The sequence below is a fragment of the uncultured Streptococcus sp. genome (assembly GCF_963536705.1).
Lineage (GTDB): Bacteria > Bacillota > Bacilli > Lactobacillales > Streptococcaceae > Streptococcus.
The window spans coordinates 86,879-103,906 of sequence record NZ_CAUTAP010000006.1 but is presented as its reverse complement, the minus strand read 5'-3'; the positions used below and the strand labels follow the sequence as shown (position 1 = coordinate 103,906).

Genomic DNA, 17,028 nt, shown 5'->3' with positions numbered 1-17,028 from the left:
ATATTAGTATATCACCTATACCCACCAACTGTCAATACCTTTTTTAATCTTTTTTCGTTTTTTTCTTGATAAAAAAACTTGATAGTCGAACCTGTTCTATTAAAACAGATTGTGACTCATCAAGTTTGTTCATTATAAAATCGTATTATCTTGAAAATCTTTTAAGTGATTTTTCAAATCTTTGAGCATAGCTCTTCTTCCTTTGAAGCGCTCATTGCTAATCAATCTCTGATAATTATCCAATCCAACATCATCAAGAGTCCTTTTATAATTACCAATTGCCTCTCTAAAAGCAACTAACTCATCTAGAAACAATTCTTTTGATTTCAAACGATGTCCAATCTCACTCACTTCTTCATAAGGCTGACGGTCCAATTTGCGCTTTTGGCTTTCTTGTTTACGAATTTTATCATGTATATGATTTCTGAATTTTGTTTTGAAATAACGATAGAGTTTTTCCTCATCGTTTTCAATTCCTTTTTCTTTAAGCAGAAGTTCGTATAAAACCAACATTCCTTCTTGCTCCCAATCACTATGTTCCCACAAATGAATATAATAGTCTTTCTTACACTTCCAAACTATCCATTTCACCTTCTCATAAGTAGTTCTAAAATCCATAGTTCCTCCTTAAATTTTACTTGGCTTAATTCTACTGTAAATAGAAAGCGAGGTGGGCTTTTTCTTCTAAAAAGCATCTTTCAGGAGCTCTTCTGACTCGAATAACTGTTTTTAAGTCATTTCAGGCGTACATTTAGTCATTTGGGAGGATTGTGCGAAGTATGAAAGCAAGAAAAAAATCAAATGCTTACACATTTGATTTTTTAAACCTAGCTCCGCCAGTAGGACTCGAACCTACGACATCATGATTAACAGTCATGCGCTACTACCAACTGAGCTATGGCGGATTATATAGTCCGTACGGGATTCGAACCCGTGTTACCGCCGTGAAAAGGCGGTGTCTTAACCCCTTGACCAACGGACCATTTTTTGTCCTTCTGCAGAACATATTCCATTATATCAGCTTTTCTTCCTTTGTCAATAATTATTTCAGAAAAAGAGAAAAAAGTTGGAATTTCTCCAACTTCTTCTACTCGGAACTTTTTTCTTCCATTTTCGTTTTAATTTCATCATAAGAAAGCGCATGAGCTTCTTTGTCTAATTCAAGTTCAGACTCTTCTGGCATTTTGCCAGTTTCATACAATGATTTAATCTGATTGCTATCCAAAGTTTCATATTTAAGAAGCGCTTCGGCAATCAATTTATGAGTTTCACGATGGGACTGAATAATCTCTGCAGCTTTGTTACGTGCTTCATTAAGAAGTTCTCTTACTTCTTCGTCAATCTCATATGCTGTCTGTTCTGAAATTGATTTTTGAGGACTGGCTGCACCAAACATAGCATGGTTTCCTTCGTATTGAACCGGACCAAGTTTTTCGCTCATTCCATACTCTGTTACCATACTGCGGGCCATCTGAGTTGCCTGTTCAAAGTCATTAGAAGCACCCGTTGTCTGCACATTAAATATAATTTCTTCAGCCACACGACCACCCATAAGACCAGCTAATTGCTCTTTCATATCTTCTTTAGATAGAAGCATTTGGTCTTCCTTGGGTAGGGCAATCATATATCCGCCAGCGCGCCCACGAGGTACGATGGTTACCTTATGTACGACACGCGCATTTGACAATACCAAACCAACAATAGTATGTCCAGCTTCATGATAAGCAACCATCTGACGATCACGTTCAGACACCATCTTATCTTTCTTAGAAGGTCCTGCGATTACCCGGTCTTCTGCTTCATCAATATCATCTGCGTCAATGACTTTCTTGTTACGACGAGCAGCAACCAAAGCAGCTTCATTCAAGACATTTTCCAAATCAGCACCAACAAAACCTGGTGTCTGCTGAGCGACTAATTTCAAATCAACATTTTTAGCCAGCGGCTTATTCTTAGCATGAACACGAAGAATAGCTTCCCGACCTTTAACATCAGGACGGCCGACCAAGACTTTTCTGTCAAAACGGCCAGCACGCAGCAAGGCTGGATCCAATACATCCGAACGGTTAGTAGCTGCAATGATAATGATTCCTTCATTGCCTTCAAAACCATCCATTTCAATCAAGAGCTGATTGAGGGTTTGCTCCCGCTCATCGTTACCACCGCCAAGGCCAACACCACGCTGACGACCGACTGCATCAATTTCATCGATGAAGATAATGGCAGGAGCTGCTTTTTTCGCATCTTCGAACAAAGAACGAACCCGGCTTGCTCCGACCCCAACAAACATTTCTACAAAGTCGGAACCTGAGATACTGAAGAAAGGAACACCTGCTTCTCCAGCAACTGCCTTAGCAAGCAAGGTTTTACCAGTTCCTGGAGGGCCTTCTAGAAGAACACCAGCAGGAATACGAGCACCTAGTTTGGTGTAACGTTTCCGATCTTTCAAAAACTCAACAACTTCTACTAGCTCTTGTTTTTCTTCTTCGGCACCAGCTACATCTGAAAAACGAACCTTAATATCTTCTTTGTTAGCAGCACGCGCCTTATTGCGGCCGAAATTCATGGCACCGCGAGCACCGCCACCACCACCTTGATTCATCATGGACATAAAGAAGAAGATGACAATCACAAAAGGAACGATGGAAGTGAGGATTGTAATCCACATTCCGCTTGAACTTTCGCGCTTTATGCTGATTTCAGTGTTATGCTCAGAGGCTAATTTTTGTAAATCAGAAATTGTAATATCTGACGGTAAAATAATACTTGTGAATTTCTCTACTTTAGAAATGTTTGGAGTGAAAAATAAAATCCCTGTATCTTCTTTTGATTCCTGAGGTGTTTTGTAAGTACCTGAAATCTCTACGACACTACCATTGGGCTGGTAGCTCATCTCTGTGACATTATTTTCCTTAATTTCCTTCACTAATTCTGTGTAATTGATTTGCTGACTGCGACCGCCAGTATCTCCTGAGAAGAAATACTGAAACCCTGTCACTAGGACAACGATAATCAGAATATAGAGAAATGGATTTTTTATAAAACCATTGTTTTGCTTATTTTTCATCTATTATATAGTAAACCTTTATTTTGTATAAACTTCTTCTTTCAAAATACCAATATATGGAATATTACGATAGTTCTCATTATAATCTAATCCATATCCAACAACAAATTCATTTGGAATTGTGAAACATGTATAATCTGCATCAATCTCAACAACACGGCCTTCTGGCTTATCCAAAAGTGTAGCAATTTTTACTGATGCAGCATTTCTTTCCTTAAACAAATTGCACAGATTTTTCAAAGTCTGACCAGTATCAATAATATCCTCAACAAATAGGATATCACGTCCTGTGATGTCTTGATCAATGTCCTTAATAACATTAATGACACCTGAGCTAGCAGTACCACCATGATAGCTGGAGACCAACATAAAATCAAGCTCAATATGTGTGTCAATATGCTTGATTAACTCAGCCATAAAAGGCACGGAACCTTTTAAAATTCCAACAAAAATTGGATTTTTACCTTGGTAGTCTTTGGTTAATTGCTGACCAAGCTTTTTTGCAGCATCCACGATTTCATCATGGGAAATCAATATTTTTTTGATATCTTGTTCTAGCATAATTTTACCCATCTATTTTCTGAATATAAAGTACAGTACTCATTATATCACTTTTTAATGCCTTACTCAAATCACTGATAGCAATATTTAAGATCGCTAAAATTTGATGATTTTGTTCAACTACTACAGATGAATTCCGTTCTTCAAAAGAAACCTTCTTATCAATAAAAAGACGACTAAGTTTCTTGTGATGATCATTCAGCAAAATACTATCTCCCTCTTTTCGGAAGCGAAGTGTCAGAGAAGTTTCACGCGAAACAAAAATTTTCTGAATATTTTCACCACTCAAAGGAATCCCAAATGAAAATCGATAATGCCCAAACTCAATCAGGTTCTCAAATTCTAACAAAATTGAATCCATTTTTAAATCGGGCTTACGACTGATTTTTCTAATTTCAAAACGCTGGTAATCTTTAACAAGCTCATAGTCTTTTTTCAAAGTGTGCTGATAATTGGCCTTAGTCCGCAGGATGTTTAAAACCTCCTCAAACTGCTTCTTGCTCAGATTCAGATCAGGAAAGTTTTCCAGATAGTTCTGCAATAGAAAACGTTGAACCTGAGGGATTTGCTGATGAAAAACTTGTACATTTTCTATATCTAAATCCCTGGTCAAGTGAGACAAAGCGGTCTGCCAATCTTCAATTTCCTTTCCCAGATACCGCAAAGAATCCTTAAATTGTGGATTTTCTTTTTCTAGATCCGGCAGATAAAGATTGCGAATTCGATTTCTGAGATAATCATTTTGAAAATTACTGCTATCTTCAAAATGCTGAATATCTGGAAAGTCTGACTTATGAAAAGTAAGCAAAGGACGAATCAGCTCCCCACAATCAAAAGGCTGAACAGCTTTTATACCAGACAGATGACGAAGTCTAGCTCCACGCAGCAGCCGCATAAAAACAGTCTCAGCTTGATCATCCGCGTGGTGGGCAGTTACCAGAGCTGTATAGTGCTCCTCTTGCATCACTTTCCCGAAAAAATCATAACGAAACTGCCGAGCAGCATTTTCTGAAAAATTACCAGAAAAACTTGATGTAAAAATCTTTACACCAAGCTGTTCCGCAATCTTTACTAATGCCTTTTCTTCTTGATCTGACTCTGGCCGCTGTTTGTGATTGACATGAGCAATCGCAAGCTCGATAGCCAGTTCTTTTTGAGAATGAATCAACAGCTGCAGCAACGTCATAGAATCCAGTCCACCTGATACAGCAACCAAAACTTTTTGATGGTCTTGGAAATACTTTTTCTCCTGCATTTTTTTAAGAAATTCTTGCTTAATCATTTCAGGACTCCATAGACATCATCTGCTATCTGAGAAATGTTATCGTAGTTTGAATTATTAGTAAAAATGACAATGATAAAAGGGGAATCTGCATAGACAATCGCTGCATCGTGCTTAAAATCATAAGCGTCACCAATTTTATGAGCTACTTTAACATCAATATTTTTAGAAATCCGCTGATTATCATAATTTGTCTGAGATAAGGCATCGATAATCATGCCATTTTGCTCATAGATAGCTTCCAAAACATTTCCAGCCATACGTGAAGATGCTTGTCTTTCTTCCACATCCCATTTCTTTCCAGCTATTTTGTTAATCGTCTGCTGAAAATTTTTATCAGATTGATTGGTCGCATAATAGCCTAAAATATTGTGGGCGACATTATCTGATTCTTTGGCCACTCGATTTATCAAATCCTGAACCGAATATTCCTTATCATCAGCCGATTTAGCAATACTGCCACTTCCTTCTGGTTCGTAAGCACCTGCAAAATCATTGACTGCTCCAATATACTTGAACTTCTGATCTAACGAAAGTTTTTTCTGATCCAGCTGTTCCTGCACATAGTAGAGATAAGGCAGTTTGGTAACGCTAGCCGAATACATCTCTTGATCTTGATTAATGCCTGCTTCTTTGCCTGTGTCCAGCTGTTTGACATAGATAGAGTAGTCTGCCTTGTTGTACTTACTGCTCAAAATTTCTTGAACCTTGTCCATTCGATTGTCAGTTTCATCCAGAAATTCCATAGAAACCCAGCCCTGTCCTTCAATCTGGGCATAAGTTCCTTTGACTGTCTGAACAATTTGGACAATGTTTACTTTTGTATATGGAGCTACCGTTGTATTGATTTTTTTAGCTCCGTTGATATTGGCTTTATCATAAAGAGTAAAGCCGGGTTTCAGCCACATTTCTTGATGGATATCTTGAATTGACTGGACAGTATCTTCGTAAATTGTATTTTTATCCGCTATCACAAACTGCCCATTTTTCAGTTTGAAAATCGGGACTTCTTCTTCATTTACATAAAATCCAGTTATCTGGATAGGCTGGTCTGGAACTAGCTTTCCAGCAGTCTTACTCAGAGTAGAATCTGTAAATGTAGGAGTTTCTTCATAAACATTAGGATTTGTCGGGATACTATCATAATAGCGTCCATACGTAGTGCTTGTAAAATGATATTTTTCATCCTCGTCTAATACGAAATCTTTTTCGGTACTAATAACTGTGATACTGCTAAATAAAGCTGGTAGCAAAAATATCAGTAACAAAAACTTACGCATGTTTTCCCCTTTCATCTTGATTTTCTTGAAGTTTCAAAGCTTGATTTTTTTTAGACAGTTCTTCCAATTTCTCATCTGAAAATTCCAAGAACTGCTCAATGGTTTTTAGTAAATCTTCCATAACTACTGTGGTAATAAATCTGGGATAGTATAAATGTACTCGCCCTCTTTTGAAAAAGAGTATTTAGCGCGTGCATACTTAGCAGCATAGCTGTCATCTTTTAACTTTGTTGCTATATCAGATTGATAGACCTTTTCTTCGCTGAGTGTCTGATATTTCTCCTGGAGTTTAGAATATTGTTCACGACGCTGCAGCAAGGTTTGATAACTCTGGTACAAATTATAGGTAGGTAAAATAAATAAGAGAATCACCAAAATCAGAACCCAGCCCATAAAACGGTTGCGTTTTCGCCGTTCCTGATCCACATATCTGCGGCGTTGATTTTCATCTTGAATAAAACGATTATTGAGTTGGACGATATTTTTAGGCATCTTCTTCTATCCTTGTTTCACTGACGATTTCGTACATTTTAGCTGCATCTTCTTTTTTGGTACTATCTTTCATCTCCAGAACCTTTACAGTCAAGAGTTTATTACCAAAGCGTACTTCAACCAAGTCATCTACTTTCAAATCTGTTGAGCTCTTAGCCAAGATACCGTTCACTTTTATCCGGCCCTTGTCAGCTACTTCTTTAGCCACTGGACGTCGCTTGATAATCCGTGACACTTTCAAATATTTATCTAATCTCATCCCATTACCTCATTTTCTCTTAATTTATTATTCTACCATTTTTTGAGAAAAATAGAGCTTAAAAAGCCAAACTTCACTGAATTGTAACCTTTATTCTGCCTTGCGCTGTTTAATTTCCAGCATCTTTTCTCCAAAATTAACTAGACCTTCTAAAATCTCATAATCTTTTTTGTTCCTCACATCAAAAATCACTTCAATCAAGCCATTTTTTTCACCAATTCGAGCCTTTAAATTCGTCATCGAAAGTGCTTCAAAATAGTCCTGCGTCAGATAAAGCTGCTGCGAAATTTTCTCAAAATGAATACTTACTGCATTCTGCTGGCGTTCCACTGACTTTACAAATACCTGATCTAAATAAGACTTAGCAAGTCCAATCTCCAACAGATAGGCTACAACATCAGGGTATTCACCAAAGCGATCAATCAATTCATTTTGCAGATTTTCATAGTTTACACGGCTGTCAATCTCACGAATTCTCTTGTAAATTTCAATTTTCTGTCTTTCATCAGAAATATAGTCACTAGGCAGATAGGCATCAATCTGCAGATTAATCTCTGCATTGCTCTTTTGACGCTTGTTTTCTCTACCCTGCTTTTTAGCAATGGCTTCTTCTAGAAGCTGTGAATACATTTCAAAACCAACAGAATCAATAAAGCCAGATTGCATACTTCCTAAAATATTGCCAGCCCCTCGAATAGACAAATCTCGCATGGCAATCTTAAATCCAGAACCTAACTCTGTAAATCCCTTAATAGCCTCTAGACGCTTTTCAGAAACTTCTGTTAGGATCTTATCTGGTCTGTACATCAGATAAGCGTAGGCAATCCGATTACTGCGGCCAACCCGTCCACGAAGTTGATACAAGGTTGACAGCCCCATATGGTCAGCATTTTCTACAAACAAAGTATTGGCATTTGGGATATCAACTCCAGTTTCAATAATGGTTGTGGTCACCAAAATATCGTATTCTCCATTGATGAAATCCAGTAAAGTATTTTCTAAACGAATCTCACTCATTTGACCATGAACATAGCCTATAGAAGCTTCTGGGATTAACTCTCTTAACTCTGAAACTTTCTGTTCAATTGTGTCAACCTTGTTGTAAAGATAGTAAACCTGTCCACCTCGGTCTATTTCACGTAAGACAGCTTCTCGAATTACTGTAGGATTGCTTTCTAAAACATAGGTCTGAACAGGATAGCGATTGGTAGGCGGGGTCTCAATGACTGACAAATCGCGAATCCCCAGCATAGACATATGAAGAGTTCGAGGAATAGGAGTTGCTGTCAAAGTTAAGACATCAACTTTCTTTTTCAATTCTTTTAATGTTTCCTTATGTTTAACTCCAAAACGCTGCTCCTCATCAATGATGATTAAACCTAAATCCGCAAATTCTACATCTTTTGATAAGAGTCGGTGGGTTCCGATGATAATATCAACTTGTCCCTTCTGCAGCTTCTCCAGAGTCTGTTTTTGTTCTGCTTTACTCCTGAAACGGCTGAGTACCTCGACATTAACCGCAAAATCATTAAAGCGTTCTTTAAAGTTAGTATAGTGCTGCTGGGCTAAAACCGTTGTTGGTACTAATACAGCCACCTGTTTATGATCGTTGACAGCCTTAAAAGCAGCCCGCATAGCTACTTCTGTTTTTCCAAAGCCTACATCACCAACTAAGAGCCGGTCCATTGGACGACTGCTTTCCATATCCTTCTTCACTTCCTGAATACTTCTTAGCTGGTCCTCTGTTTCAACATAAGGAAAATCATTATCAAATTCCTCTTGATTAGAATCATCCGCTGAGAAAGCAAAACCTTTTAGCTGGCTACGTTCAGCATATAGTTTAATCAAATCATCCGCAATATCCTGAACCTGATGCTGAACTTTTTGCTTACTCTTCTGGAAACGTCCGTCATTTAGCTTATTTACCTTAGGTGTTTTTCCATCGCTGGCAACATACTTTGATAGGAGATCAATCTGGTCAACTGGAATCGAAATACGATCAGAATTTTGATATTGAATCGTCAGATAATCACGGTGGACACCAGAAATTTCAATCGTTTCAATCCCCAGATAACGTCCTATCCCATGAATATTATGGACAACATAATCCCCTTTTTCTAGCTCATTATAATCTTTCAATCGTTCGGCATTTAAGATATTCTGTCGCCGGATTTTTCGTTTTATTTTCTTGTGAATAATTTCGTACTCTGTAATAAGAACAATTTTCTCATCTACGAAATTAAAACCCTGAACAAGATTTCCTTCTATAAGCTGAACTGCATTTTTGTGAATCTCAGCCTCTTTTATATAGTCTAAATGAATATCATATTCCTGTAAATTTTTATGTAAACTTTGTAAACCTGCCGAAGAATTTGCTTGTAAAATTATTGTATAGCCAGATTTTTTATAACGATTAATCTCTTCCTTGAGCAAGGGAAACTGACTGAAAAATTCTTGCATTGGGTACTGATTGAATTGATACAAAGCATCAAATTTCAGATTTCCCAAACCTTTTTGAAAGCTTGAAAAGAAGGTTGCTGGTTTATATTGACGATAATCTTGGTACTTATCTGCAAAATATTTCTGACTTGATAAAGCTTTACAATTTTGTAAATCATCTGTCAATAAACTAGCTGTTTCCAGTTCAAATTGAGCATGTCGATCCACAATTTTTTGAAAATCATCAAAAAACACAGGACTATGAACAGGCAAGTAGTCTAAAATAGTCCATTCTTTCTGATAAAAATAAGAAAGGAATTTACGAATATCTGCATGATGGAACTCCTCTTTGGCACTTATTAGTAGCTCTTCTAAGTAAGATTTCAAAGCAGGATCAACAGCTTTTTCTAAAATAGCTTCCAGATTTTCCCGTCCTCGAGCATAATCTTTCTCAGAAAGCAGGATATCAGAAGCAGGTTTAATCAAAATACTTTCTATGTTATCAATTGAAGTTTGATTTTCTGGATTGAAAATCCGAATACCATCAATTTCATCGCCAAAAAACTCCAGGCGATAAGGTGCCTCTGCTGAGCGCTCAAAAATGTCTAAGATATCTCCTCTTAGACTATATTCTCCCTGACTTAAAACTTGAGATACCTTCTTGTATCCTGATCTTGACAACATTTTTACAAGATTATTTAAGTCATATTCTTGTCCAACTGTCAAATTTATGTTGGTATATTTAAAATCAATAGGATCAGGCAAGAGTAATTTACTAGCCGCAACATTAGTAACTAGAATTCCAGACTTTTGATGGTCTATTAAAAAGTTCAGAGCATCTAATCTTGAAAATATTTTTTCCTGTGAGGCAAAAACAAATTCTGCTATAGGAGTATCATCTGCTAAGAAAGTATAGACCTTGTTTTCTCCCAGCAAAGAAATCAAATCGCTAGCCAAACGATCTGCTTCATTTTGACTAGAAGTCAGCACAAGGATTTTATCAGCTTCTTCTAATCCAGCCGCTATAGTAATCGCTTTTGTTGATGCAGACAATCCCATTATCAACTGTCTGCTGTTTTTATGGAGATTTTTCTTCCAATCTGAAATTTGCTGGTTTTGACAAAATAAGTCAATCAGGTTCATTTTATTATCCATTGTATTTCTGCATTGTTTGTTCAAAATTGCCTGACTGTAAATAATAATTTACAGCATTGTCAACTTTATCAAGAGTATTCAGAATCATTATATAATCATCTTTATCAAATTTTCCTAGAACGTGGTGGACCACTGTCATACCTTCTTTTGGACGGCCAATACCTATCTTTATCCGTTTAAACTCTTGACTTCCAATATGTTTGATAATAGATTTAATTCCGTTATGGCCGCCAGCTGAACCCTTGCTGCGCAAACGAATCTTACCAACTTCCATATCCAAATCATCATAGATGACCAATAAATCCTCTATATCTAAACCATAGTATGCCAGTAAAGCTTGAACAGCCTTTCCGCTCTCATTCATAAATGTAGTTGGTTTGACAAAATAAACTTTTTCACCATTTAGAAAAGTAGAGGCGATATCTGCTTGAAAGATTTTATCAGCTGTAAACTTTAAATCAAGGTCTTTACAAATCTTGTCAACTAGCATAAAACCAACATTATGCTTGGTTTCGATATATTTTTCTCCTGGATTTCCCAGACCGACTATTAACTTTACCATTTTTCTCCTTTATAAAAGCCAAAAGGGCTGGAAAAAATTTTCCAACCTAGAATTTTTAAACTTTACAAATACTTTACACATTAAATCTAAATTCCATAATATCGCCATCTTGAACGATATATTCTTTTCCTTCTTCGCGCAAACGTCCAGCTTCTTTAACTGCTTTTTCGCTACCATAGTGCACTAGGTCATCATAAGACATAGTGACTGCTCGAATAAAGCCTTTTTCAAAGTCTGAGTGAATAATGCCAGCTGCTTGCGGAGCTTTCATTCCACGCTTAAAGGTCCAAGCACGCACTTCCTTTTCACCAGCTGTAAAGTAGGTTCCAAGTCCCAACAGATGGTAAGCTGCTCTGGTCAGTTTATCCACACCTGATTCTGTCAAGCCGATAGCTTCCAGAAATTCTGACTTATCTTCATCGTCCAATTCAGAAATCTCTTCCTCTGCACGCGCTGAAATGACAACAACTTCAGCATTTTCTGTAGCTGCAAATTCACGAATCTGCTTCACATAGTCAATATTATCTGGATCTGCTACCTCATCTTCACTGACATTGGCCACATAGAGAACCGGCTTAGTCGTTAAAAGAAAGAGTCCTTTAACGATTTTTTGTTCTTCTTCTGTGAATTCAATTGTGCGAGCTGACAGACCATCTTCCAAGACAGGCTTAATTTTCTGTAAAACATTAAATTCTGCCACTGAATCCTTATCTTTTTGGGTCCGAGCCATCTTCTCTACACGCGCATAGCGTTTGTTAATACTTTCTAAGTCTGCTAAAATCAATTCTAAATTAATGGTCTCAATATCAGCCATTGGATCTACAAATTCAGACTCACGGCCCTGTTCCCGCATGACATTTTCATCATCAAAGGCACGTACTACGTGGACGATAGCATCTACTTCACGGATATTGGCCAAGAATTTATTCCCTAGTCCTTCTCCTTTTGAAGCACCTTTCACAATTCCAGCAATATCAGTAAATTCGAAGGTTGTTGGGACTTTCTTCTGTGGTTTGATGAGTTCTGTTAATTTATCCAGACGAGCATCCGGAACTTCTACCCGCCCGACATTTGGATCAATTGTCGCAAAAGGGTAATTAGCTGCTTCTGCACCTGCTTTTGTAATTGCATTAAATAAAGTTGACTTACCAACATTGGGTAAACCAACGATTCCTGCTGTCAAAGCCATTTTTATCTTCTCCATTCATCTTTTCAATCCAAACCATTATACCATAAATCCTTATCCTAAACAGCGGATTTAAGTTATTTTTTCTAGCTTTCTTTACAAAAATGTAAAATAAATTGAAGAAAAAAATGGTATAATATAGCTAATATTCTTATTAAAGGAGTCCCTAATGAAAAAGAATACTTTCAAAACACTTTTTCTTTCCTTCCTTGCGGTTTCCGCTTTGTTTGTTTTAGCTGCCTGCAGCAGTCCTAAAAAAGCTTATTTCCAGCTGATTGACCAAAATACTAAGCAAGATAGCCGCATCACTGTTGAATACAAAGGTGATGAGCTTCTTATAAACGAAACAAACAACACCTTCTACTATAAACCAGTTGGCTTGACAAAAGACACTGCTAAAGAGCAGACAGAAGCCTATGCTAAATCTATTGAGGGTATCAAAGGATTAACTCATAAAATCGAGTACAAAGATGATTATTTAACTGAAAAACTGACAATTGATTTCAGTAAAGCTGATATTGAAGAACTACAAAGTAAACAGCTTCTTCAAACATCTGGTAATCAAAAAGCAGATTATATCAGCTATAAAGAAACTGCTAAATTACTTGAAAAAGCAGGCTATAAAGAAGTTAAAGACGGTAAATTTGAAGAACTTAAATAAAAGCAAAATGGATAGGACTTAAAAAGTCCTATCCATTTTTGCTTGAAAAATTAAATCTAAATCTGATCTTCAGCAATGCAAATTAGTTTTCCACAATAGCATTTACGATGATTTTTAGTTCAATCAATTATTTTCTTCATTTTTCTTTCAAAATCGTGACGACTCATCATCACAAGATGTTCACAATTGGTGCAACGGATTTTGATATCTGCACCAATCCTTGTGATTTCCCAACGATTCGCCTTTTTCCCAGTCGCTTTAATGGTGCAGGCATGTGGCTTTTTCATTTCTACAAAATGACCAATTTCATACATTTTCTTTCTCCTTTCAAGGAACTATCATAGTCCAGGAAGAAATATTAAGCATCTATCATACTTTGTAAATGAAAAGACCTTAGGACCAAGAAGTAAAAATCTTTAACTTGGCCCACTGCTTTTCATCTTAATTAGTTCTGACAGGTGTAATTAGCTGAATAAAGTTTTCTGTGTCTTCACTCGGTACCAAGGTGAAAGGACGAACGGATGAGATAAAACTAATCGTTACTTTTTCACTGTCAATGGCCTTCAAAGCATCGATTAGATAAGTTGGATTAAAGCTAATGGTCAAATCTTCGCCAGTTACACTTTCTGTATCAATTTCTTCGTTAACACGGCCGACCTCTGGTGAATTTACATGGGCACTGACAACACCACCTGCAATCTCCAGTTTAACTGTTCCATTCTGTGTAGCATTAGACAAGAGACGAGCGCGTTCCATAGCTGCACGTAAATCAGAAGTATTAAAAGTAAGGACACTCGTAAATTCAGTCGGAATCAAACGATCTGTATCTGGATAATTTCCTTCTAAGAGACGGGTGTAAAAGCTGATATTTTCGCTTCTGAAAAGAATTTGATTGTTAGCAAAGAAAACCTCTACCGTTTCAATTTCATCGGTAAAAACAGCCGTAAATTCACGTAAAGAGCGACTTGGAATGACTACGTCAAAATTATCTCCGTTTTTCTCCAGAGTAATTTTCTTTTGACTCATTCTATGGGAGTCTGTCGCAACTGTTTTCAAAAACTGGTTATTTGTCAAAACAAAGTGAACACCAGTTAAAATTGGACGGCTTTCCTGAACACTGGCTGCAAAGGCTGTTTCGTTAATGACATCTTTTAGAATTTTTGTTTCAAGAACCAAGGGATTGCTGGCAGAAATTTCCTGAATTCGTGGATACTGGTCAGCGTCTTTTCCTTTCAGGGTAATCTCTGATTTGCCGCTCGTCAAGACGATTTGTTTTTGTTCAATTTCTTTAAAATCCAAAATAATATCTGGCAAGCTGGAAACAACATTAATAAAGAAGGTCGCTTCTAATAAAATTGAACCTGTTGAGTTGACAAGCAAGCCTGCATTTTCATTTTGAGTAGAAATAAAGTTTTCAATCGACACTTGACCATTCGAGCCGATTAAGGTGATTCCTTCTTTGGTAACATCGATTTTTACAGTAGAAAGAATAGGAATTGCATTTTTATGGCTGATAGCCCTTTTAGTGGTATTTAAAGCTTGTAAGAAGAGATTTTTATTAATAGAAAAATGAATCATGGGATCTCCTTTTTATTTATTTATGATTATAAGATTAATAGTAATAGTAGTTTGTGTGAATTATGTGGAAAAATAGCTTCATCCTTATTCTAACAAGTTTTGAGACCTGTTCACAAAGTGTGGATAAGTTTTGAAAAAATTCTGTAGTTTTCCACAAACTATTTAATTTTATTCTTGATGCTTTCAATTTCTAAACGTAAATTGTCGTCTGATTCAATCATGGTTTTGATTTTTCCATGTGCATGGATAACAGTCGTATGGTCTTTCCCGCCAAACTCACGACCAATTTTAGGTAGACTGTTGTCAGTCAGCTCACGAGTCAGATACATAGCTACCTGTCTAGCTAAAACGATATTTTGCACTCGACGGCTGCCTTTCATCTCTTTGACACTAACACCATAGAATTTCCCAACTTCAGACTGAATCTTATCAATCGGGATAACTGTTACCTGGCTTGAATCCTGTTTGCGTGCTCGAATGGCTTCCGCAGCGATATCAATAGTAATTTCCTTTAGATGACGAACTCTAGCGATGAGACTGATGTCATTCAAAGCACCTTCCAAGTCGCGGACATTAGAGTCGAACTGTCCTGCAAGGTATTCCAAGGTATCATTCGGGAAAATATAATCCAAATCTTCAATTTTGTTTCTTAGAATTGCAATTCGTGTTTCAAAATCTGGCGGTGTAATATTCTGAGTTAATCCCCATTTGAACCGTGTCACTAAGCGTTCTTCCAAATTATCCAGATGATCAGGACTGCGGTCGCTGGTTAAAACAATCTGTTTATTTTCACCATGAAGAGCATTGAAAGTGTTGAAAAATTCTTCCTGAGTTGAAACCTTTTTTCCTCCCAAAGATTGAATGTCATCAATTAGCAGAAGATCCAGACTACGATAGATTTTTTTAAAGCTATCCATCTCTCCCAATCTTAAATGTTCAAGGAAGTCGTTAATAAAGGTTTCAGCCGGTATATACTTGACACGCGCATCTGGAATATTTTCTAAAATTTGATTGCCAATAGCATTTAATAAATGAGTTTTGCCCAGGCCAGGTCCTCCGTAGATAAAAAGAGGATTATAGGTTGTGGCTAGATTCTCAGATACCGCTAAGGCAGCAGCTTTAGCCCAGATATTTCCGTCTCCCTGAACAAAATTATCAAAGGTATATTTTGACTTTAAGCCAGTATCAATAGGTGGCAAGCTTGGCTGAACAGTGCTGATTTGAGGACTGGTTACTGCAGATTTCGGAGTTTCAGTGTTAGTTTCTTCTTCAAAAATATATTTTCCAGCAATCTGATCATTAAAAATCTCAAATCCTGCAGTAAGAATAACCCCTACTAAGTTTTGCTCCCAAAATAGTTGTTTCACCGGACTATCCAAGAAAATAACAGCTTGCTTTTCTTCAACTTTGACAAGCTTGGCTTCAGCAACAAAGAAATCATAAGTTGTCTGTTTTAGCTGAGCATGAGCCAATTCTAAAATACGATTCCAAAAGTCCTGTTCTTTGGTCATAACTTCCCTCCTTTTCTATAATTTTCTGATTCATACGCATCTTATTTTATCATAAAGGTTCAAAGTTTTCCACAAGAACTGGAAAAGAATTCACATTGTTAGCTAAAGTTATCCACAGAATGTGAATAAAGCTAAAATTTCTTATTTTAATAGGCTTCCTAATTGATTTAACAGTGGATAATTTTGTTATTTTAAAAAAAGAAAATAACAGTTTTATTTAAAACTGTTTATAATTCTTTGATATTCTTCTTCGCTTTCAAAAGGAATAATCAGCTTTCCTTTACTCTGGCTTTTTAACTGAATAGAAACTTCCAGACCGAGAATTTTTTTAATTTTTTCCTCTTCAGATTTAGCAAACAGTTCTTTATTAGGTTTCTTTTTGAGACTCTTTTTTTGCTGGAGAAGCTTTTCAACTGCTCGAACCGATAAATCTTCTCGACAGATCTTGTTCAGCCATAGTAACTGTTCTTCTTCTTTTAAGGGGACTAGCAGGCGAGCATGTCCTTGAGATATCTCTTCTTCCTTGATAGCTTGGCGAACTTCTTTAGCCAGCTGTAAAAGTCTGACAATATTGCTGATATAGGGTCTAGATTTTCCCATGATTTTAGCAATTTCATCATGTGTCAAGCCTTTGTCAATCAAATTTTGATAAGACTCAGCCTCTTCTATAGGATTCAAGTCTTCTCTTTGAAGATTTTCGATAATGGCCTGTTTCAGCATTTCATCATCAGATAATTCTTTGACGACAGCTGGGATTGTTTCTAGGCCAAGAAAAGAGGTAGCTCTAAATCTCCGTTCTCCTGCTAAAATTTCATAACCAAAAAGTGAAGATTTCCGAAGAATGATTGGCTGAATGAGACCATTTTCTTTGATTGATGCTGCCAATTCTTCAATCTTTTTTTGTGAAAATTGTTTACGAGGCTGATAAGGATTGGTTCGAATGTCTTTAAGTGCAATATATTGAAAGTTTTCCATTTGTATATAGAATAACACAC

At 36.8% G+C, this 17,028-nt stretch carries 16 protein-coding genes and 2 tRNA genes; 1 reads left to right on the top strand and 17 read right to left on the bottom strand.

Annotated elements, in window-relative coordinates; translation table 11 throughout:
• Positions 1 to 132 precede the first annotated feature (132 nt).
• The 13 genes from RWX26_RS05345 to ychF all read right to left on the bottom strand — a co-directional run bounded on the left by RWX26_RS05345 (position 133) and on the right by ychF (position 12,286).
• Entirely contained in the window at positions 133 to 618 is a 486-nt protein-coding gene (locus tag RWX26_RS05345; RefSeq protein ID WP_314579900.1) for a sigma-70 family RNA polymerase sigma factor, read from the bottom strand.
• A gap of 213 nt (positions 619 to 831) precedes the next feature.
• Positions 832 to 905 (bottom strand) — tRNA-Asn (locus RWX26_RS05340).
• 5 nt (positions 906 to 910) lie between these two features.
• Positions 911 to 982, bottom strand: a tRNA-Glu gene (locus RWX26_RS05335).
• A gap of 105 nt (positions 983 to 1,087) precedes the next feature.
• Positions 1,088 to 3,067, bottom strand: a complete 1,980-nt coding sequence (gene ftsH / locus RWX26_RS05330; protein WP_002894312.1) for an ATP-dependent zinc metalloprotease FtsH — start codon at positions 3,065 to 3,067, stop codon at positions 1,088 to 1,090.
• Positions 3,068 to 3,085: 18 nt separating this feature from the next.
• Positions 3,086 to 3,628: a hypoxanthine phosphoribosyltransferase gene (gene hpt, locus RWX26_RS05325; RefSeq protein ID WP_032908267.1), complete on the bottom strand. Its 543-nt coding sequence runs from the start codon at positions 3,626 to 3,628 to the stop codon at positions 3,086 to 3,088.
• Positions 3,629 to 3,632: 4 nt separating this feature from the next.
• On the bottom strand, positions 3,633 to 4,910 hold the full coding sequence (gene tilS / locus RWX26_RS05320) for a tRNA lysidine(34) synthetase TilS (RefSeq protein WP_314579895.1): 1,278 nt from the start codon (positions 4,908 to 4,910) through the stop codon (positions 3,633 to 3,635).
• Positions 4,907 to 6,190, bottom strand: coding sequence for a serine hydrolase (locus tag RWX26_RS05315; RefSeq protein WP_268689638.1), 1,284 nt, complete (start codon positions 6,188 to 6,190; stop codon positions 4,907 to 4,909). The genes tilS and RWX26_RS05315 overlap by 4 nt, the downstream gene beginning before the upstream one ends.
• Positions 6,183 to 6,311 carry an SP_0009 family protein gene (locus RWX26_RS05310; protein WP_268689639.1) on the bottom strand — a complete coding sequence of 43 codons (129 nt, stop codon included), beginning with the start codon at positions 6,309 to 6,311 and terminating at the stop codon, positions 6,183 to 6,185. The genes RWX26_RS05315 and RWX26_RS05310 overlap by 8 nt, the downstream gene beginning before the upstream one ends.
• Positions 6,312 to 6,313: 2 nt before the next feature.
• A complete protein-coding gene (locus RWX26_RS05305) occupies positions 6,314 to 6,682 on the bottom strand; it encodes a septum formation initiator family protein (RefSeq protein ID WP_002899511.1) in 369 nt (122 codons plus the stop codon).
• On the bottom strand, positions 6,675 to 6,941 hold the full coding sequence (locus RWX26_RS05300) for an RNA-binding S4 domain-containing protein (protein ID WP_002894302.1): 267 nt from the start codon (positions 6,939 to 6,941) through the stop codon (positions 6,675 to 6,677). Before RWX26_RS05300 ends, RWX26_RS05305 begins: the two co-directional genes overlap by 8 nt.
• A gap of 90 nt (positions 6,942 to 7,031) precedes the next feature.
• Positions 7,032 to 10,535: a transcription-repair coupling factor gene (gene mfd / locus RWX26_RS05295; protein ID WP_314579889.1), complete on the bottom strand. Its 3,504-nt coding sequence runs from the start codon at positions 10,533 to 10,535 to the stop codon at positions 7,032 to 7,034.
• On the bottom strand, positions 10,528 to 11,097 hold the full coding sequence (pth, locus tag RWX26_RS05290) for an aminoacyl-tRNA hydrolase (RefSeq protein WP_002908365.1): 570 nt from the start codon (positions 11,095 to 11,097) through the stop codon (positions 10,528 to 10,530). The genes mfd and pth overlap by 8 nt, the downstream gene beginning before the upstream one ends.
• Positions 11,098 to 11,170: 73 nt before the next feature.
• The gene (gene ychF, locus RWX26_RS05285; RefSeq protein ID WP_032907115.1) at positions 11,171 to 12,286 is read right to left on the bottom strand and encodes a redox-regulated ATPase YchF; all 1,116 of its coding nucleotides are present in this window, start codon (positions 12,284 to 12,286) and stop codon (positions 11,171 to 11,173) included.
• A 166-nt stretch (positions 12,287 to 12,452) separates the two neighbouring features.
• Here ychF and RWX26_RS05280 point away from each other — a divergent pair, with 166 nt between their 5' ends.
• Entirely contained in the window at positions 12,453 to 12,944 is a 492-nt protein-coding gene (locus RWX26_RS05280; RefSeq protein WP_002920034.1) for a DUF1307 domain-containing protein, read from the top strand.
• 119 nt (positions 12,945 to 13,063) lie between these two features.
• On the opposite strand, the gene RWX26_RS05275 is transcribed toward RWX26_RS05280, so the two are convergent.
• From RWX26_RS05275 to RWX26_RS05260, 4 genes are all read right to left on the bottom strand, one after another.
• A complete protein-coding gene (locus RWX26_RS05275; RefSeq protein WP_314579881.1) occupies positions 13,064 to 13,258 on the bottom strand; it encodes a DUF951 family protein in 195 nt (64 codons plus the stop codon).
• Between the two features lie 127 nt (positions 13,259 to 13,385).
• The gene (gene dnaN, locus RWX26_RS05270) at positions 13,386 to 14,522 is read right to left on the bottom strand and encodes a DNA polymerase III subunit beta (RefSeq protein ID WP_314579878.1); all 1,137 of its coding nucleotides are present in this window, start codon (positions 14,520 to 14,522) and stop codon (positions 13,386 to 13,388) included.
• A gap of 158 nt (positions 14,523 to 14,680) precedes the next feature.
• Positions 14,681 to 16,033, bottom strand: a complete 1,353-nt coding sequence (dnaA, locus tag RWX26_RS05265) for a chromosomal replication initiator protein DnaA (RefSeq protein ID WP_009659520.1) — start codon at positions 16,031 to 16,033, stop codon at positions 14,681 to 14,683.
• A gap of 213 nt (positions 16,034 to 16,246) precedes the next feature.
• Complete coding sequence (locus tag RWX26_RS05260; RefSeq protein WP_314579876.1) at positions 16,247 to 17,008, bottom strand: ParB/RepB/Spo0J family partition protein; 762 nt, start codon at positions 17,006 to 17,008, stop codon at positions 16,247 to 16,249.
• Positions 17,009 to 17,028: the final 20 nt, after the last annotated feature.

Coding starts and splice junctions, on each gene's coding strand:
- RWX26_RS05345 (WP_314579900.1), bottom strand. CDS start 618: ATGGATTTTAGAACTACTTATGAGAAGGTGAAATGGATAGTTTGGAAG.
- ftsH (WP_002894312.1), bottom strand. CDS start 3,067: ATGAAAAATAAGCAAAACAATGGTTTTATAAAAAATCCATTTCTCTAT.
- hpt (WP_032908267.1), bottom strand. CDS start 3,628: ATGCTAGAACAAGATATCAAAAAAATATTGATTTCCCATGATGAAATC.
- tilS (WP_314579895.1), bottom strand. CDS start 4,910: ATGATTAAGCAAGAATTTCTTAAAAAAATGCAGGAGAAAAAGTATTTC.
- RWX26_RS05315 (WP_268689638.1), bottom strand. CDS start 6,190: ATGCGTAAGTTTTTGTTACTGATATTTTTGCTACCAGCTTTATTTAGC.
- RWX26_RS05310 (WP_268689639.1), bottom strand. CDS start 6,311: ATGGAAGATTTACTAAAAACCATTGAGCAGTTCTTGGAATTTTCAGAT.
- RWX26_RS05305 (WP_002899511.1), bottom strand. CDS start 6,682: ATGCCTAAAAATATCGTCCAACTCAATAATCGTTTTATTCAAGATGAA.
- RWX26_RS05300 (WP_002894302.1), bottom strand. CDS start 6,941: ATGAGATTAGATAAATATTTGAAAGTGTCACGGATTATCAAGCGACGT.
- mfd (WP_314579889.1), bottom strand. CDS start 10,535: ATGGATAATAAAATGAACCTGATTGACTTATTTTGTCAAAACCAGCAA.
- pth (WP_002908365.1), bottom strand. CDS start 11,097: ATGGTAAAGTTAATAGTCGGTCTGGGAAATCCAGGAGAAAAATATATC.
- ychF (WP_032907115.1), bottom strand. CDS start 12,286: ATGGCTTTGACAGCAGGAATCGTTGGTTTACCCAATGTTGGTAAGTCA.
- RWX26_RS05280 (WP_002920034.1), top strand. CDS start 12,453: ATGAAAAAGAATACTTTCAAAACACTTTTTCTTTCCTTCCTTGCGGTT.
- RWX26_RS05275 (WP_314579881.1), bottom strand. CDS start 13,258: ATGTATGAAATTGGTCATTTTGTAGAAATGAAAAAGCCACATGCCTGC.
- dnaN (WP_314579878.1), bottom strand. CDS start 14,522: ATGATTCATTTTTCTATTAATAAAAATCTCTTCTTACAAGCTTTAAAT.
- dnaA (WP_009659520.1), bottom strand. CDS start 16,033: ATGACCAAAGAACAGGACTTTTGGAATCGTATTTTAGAATTGGCTCAT.
- RWX26_RS05260 (WP_314579876.1), bottom strand. CDS start 17,008: ATGGAAAACTTTCAATATATTGCACTTAAAGACATTCGAACCAATCCT.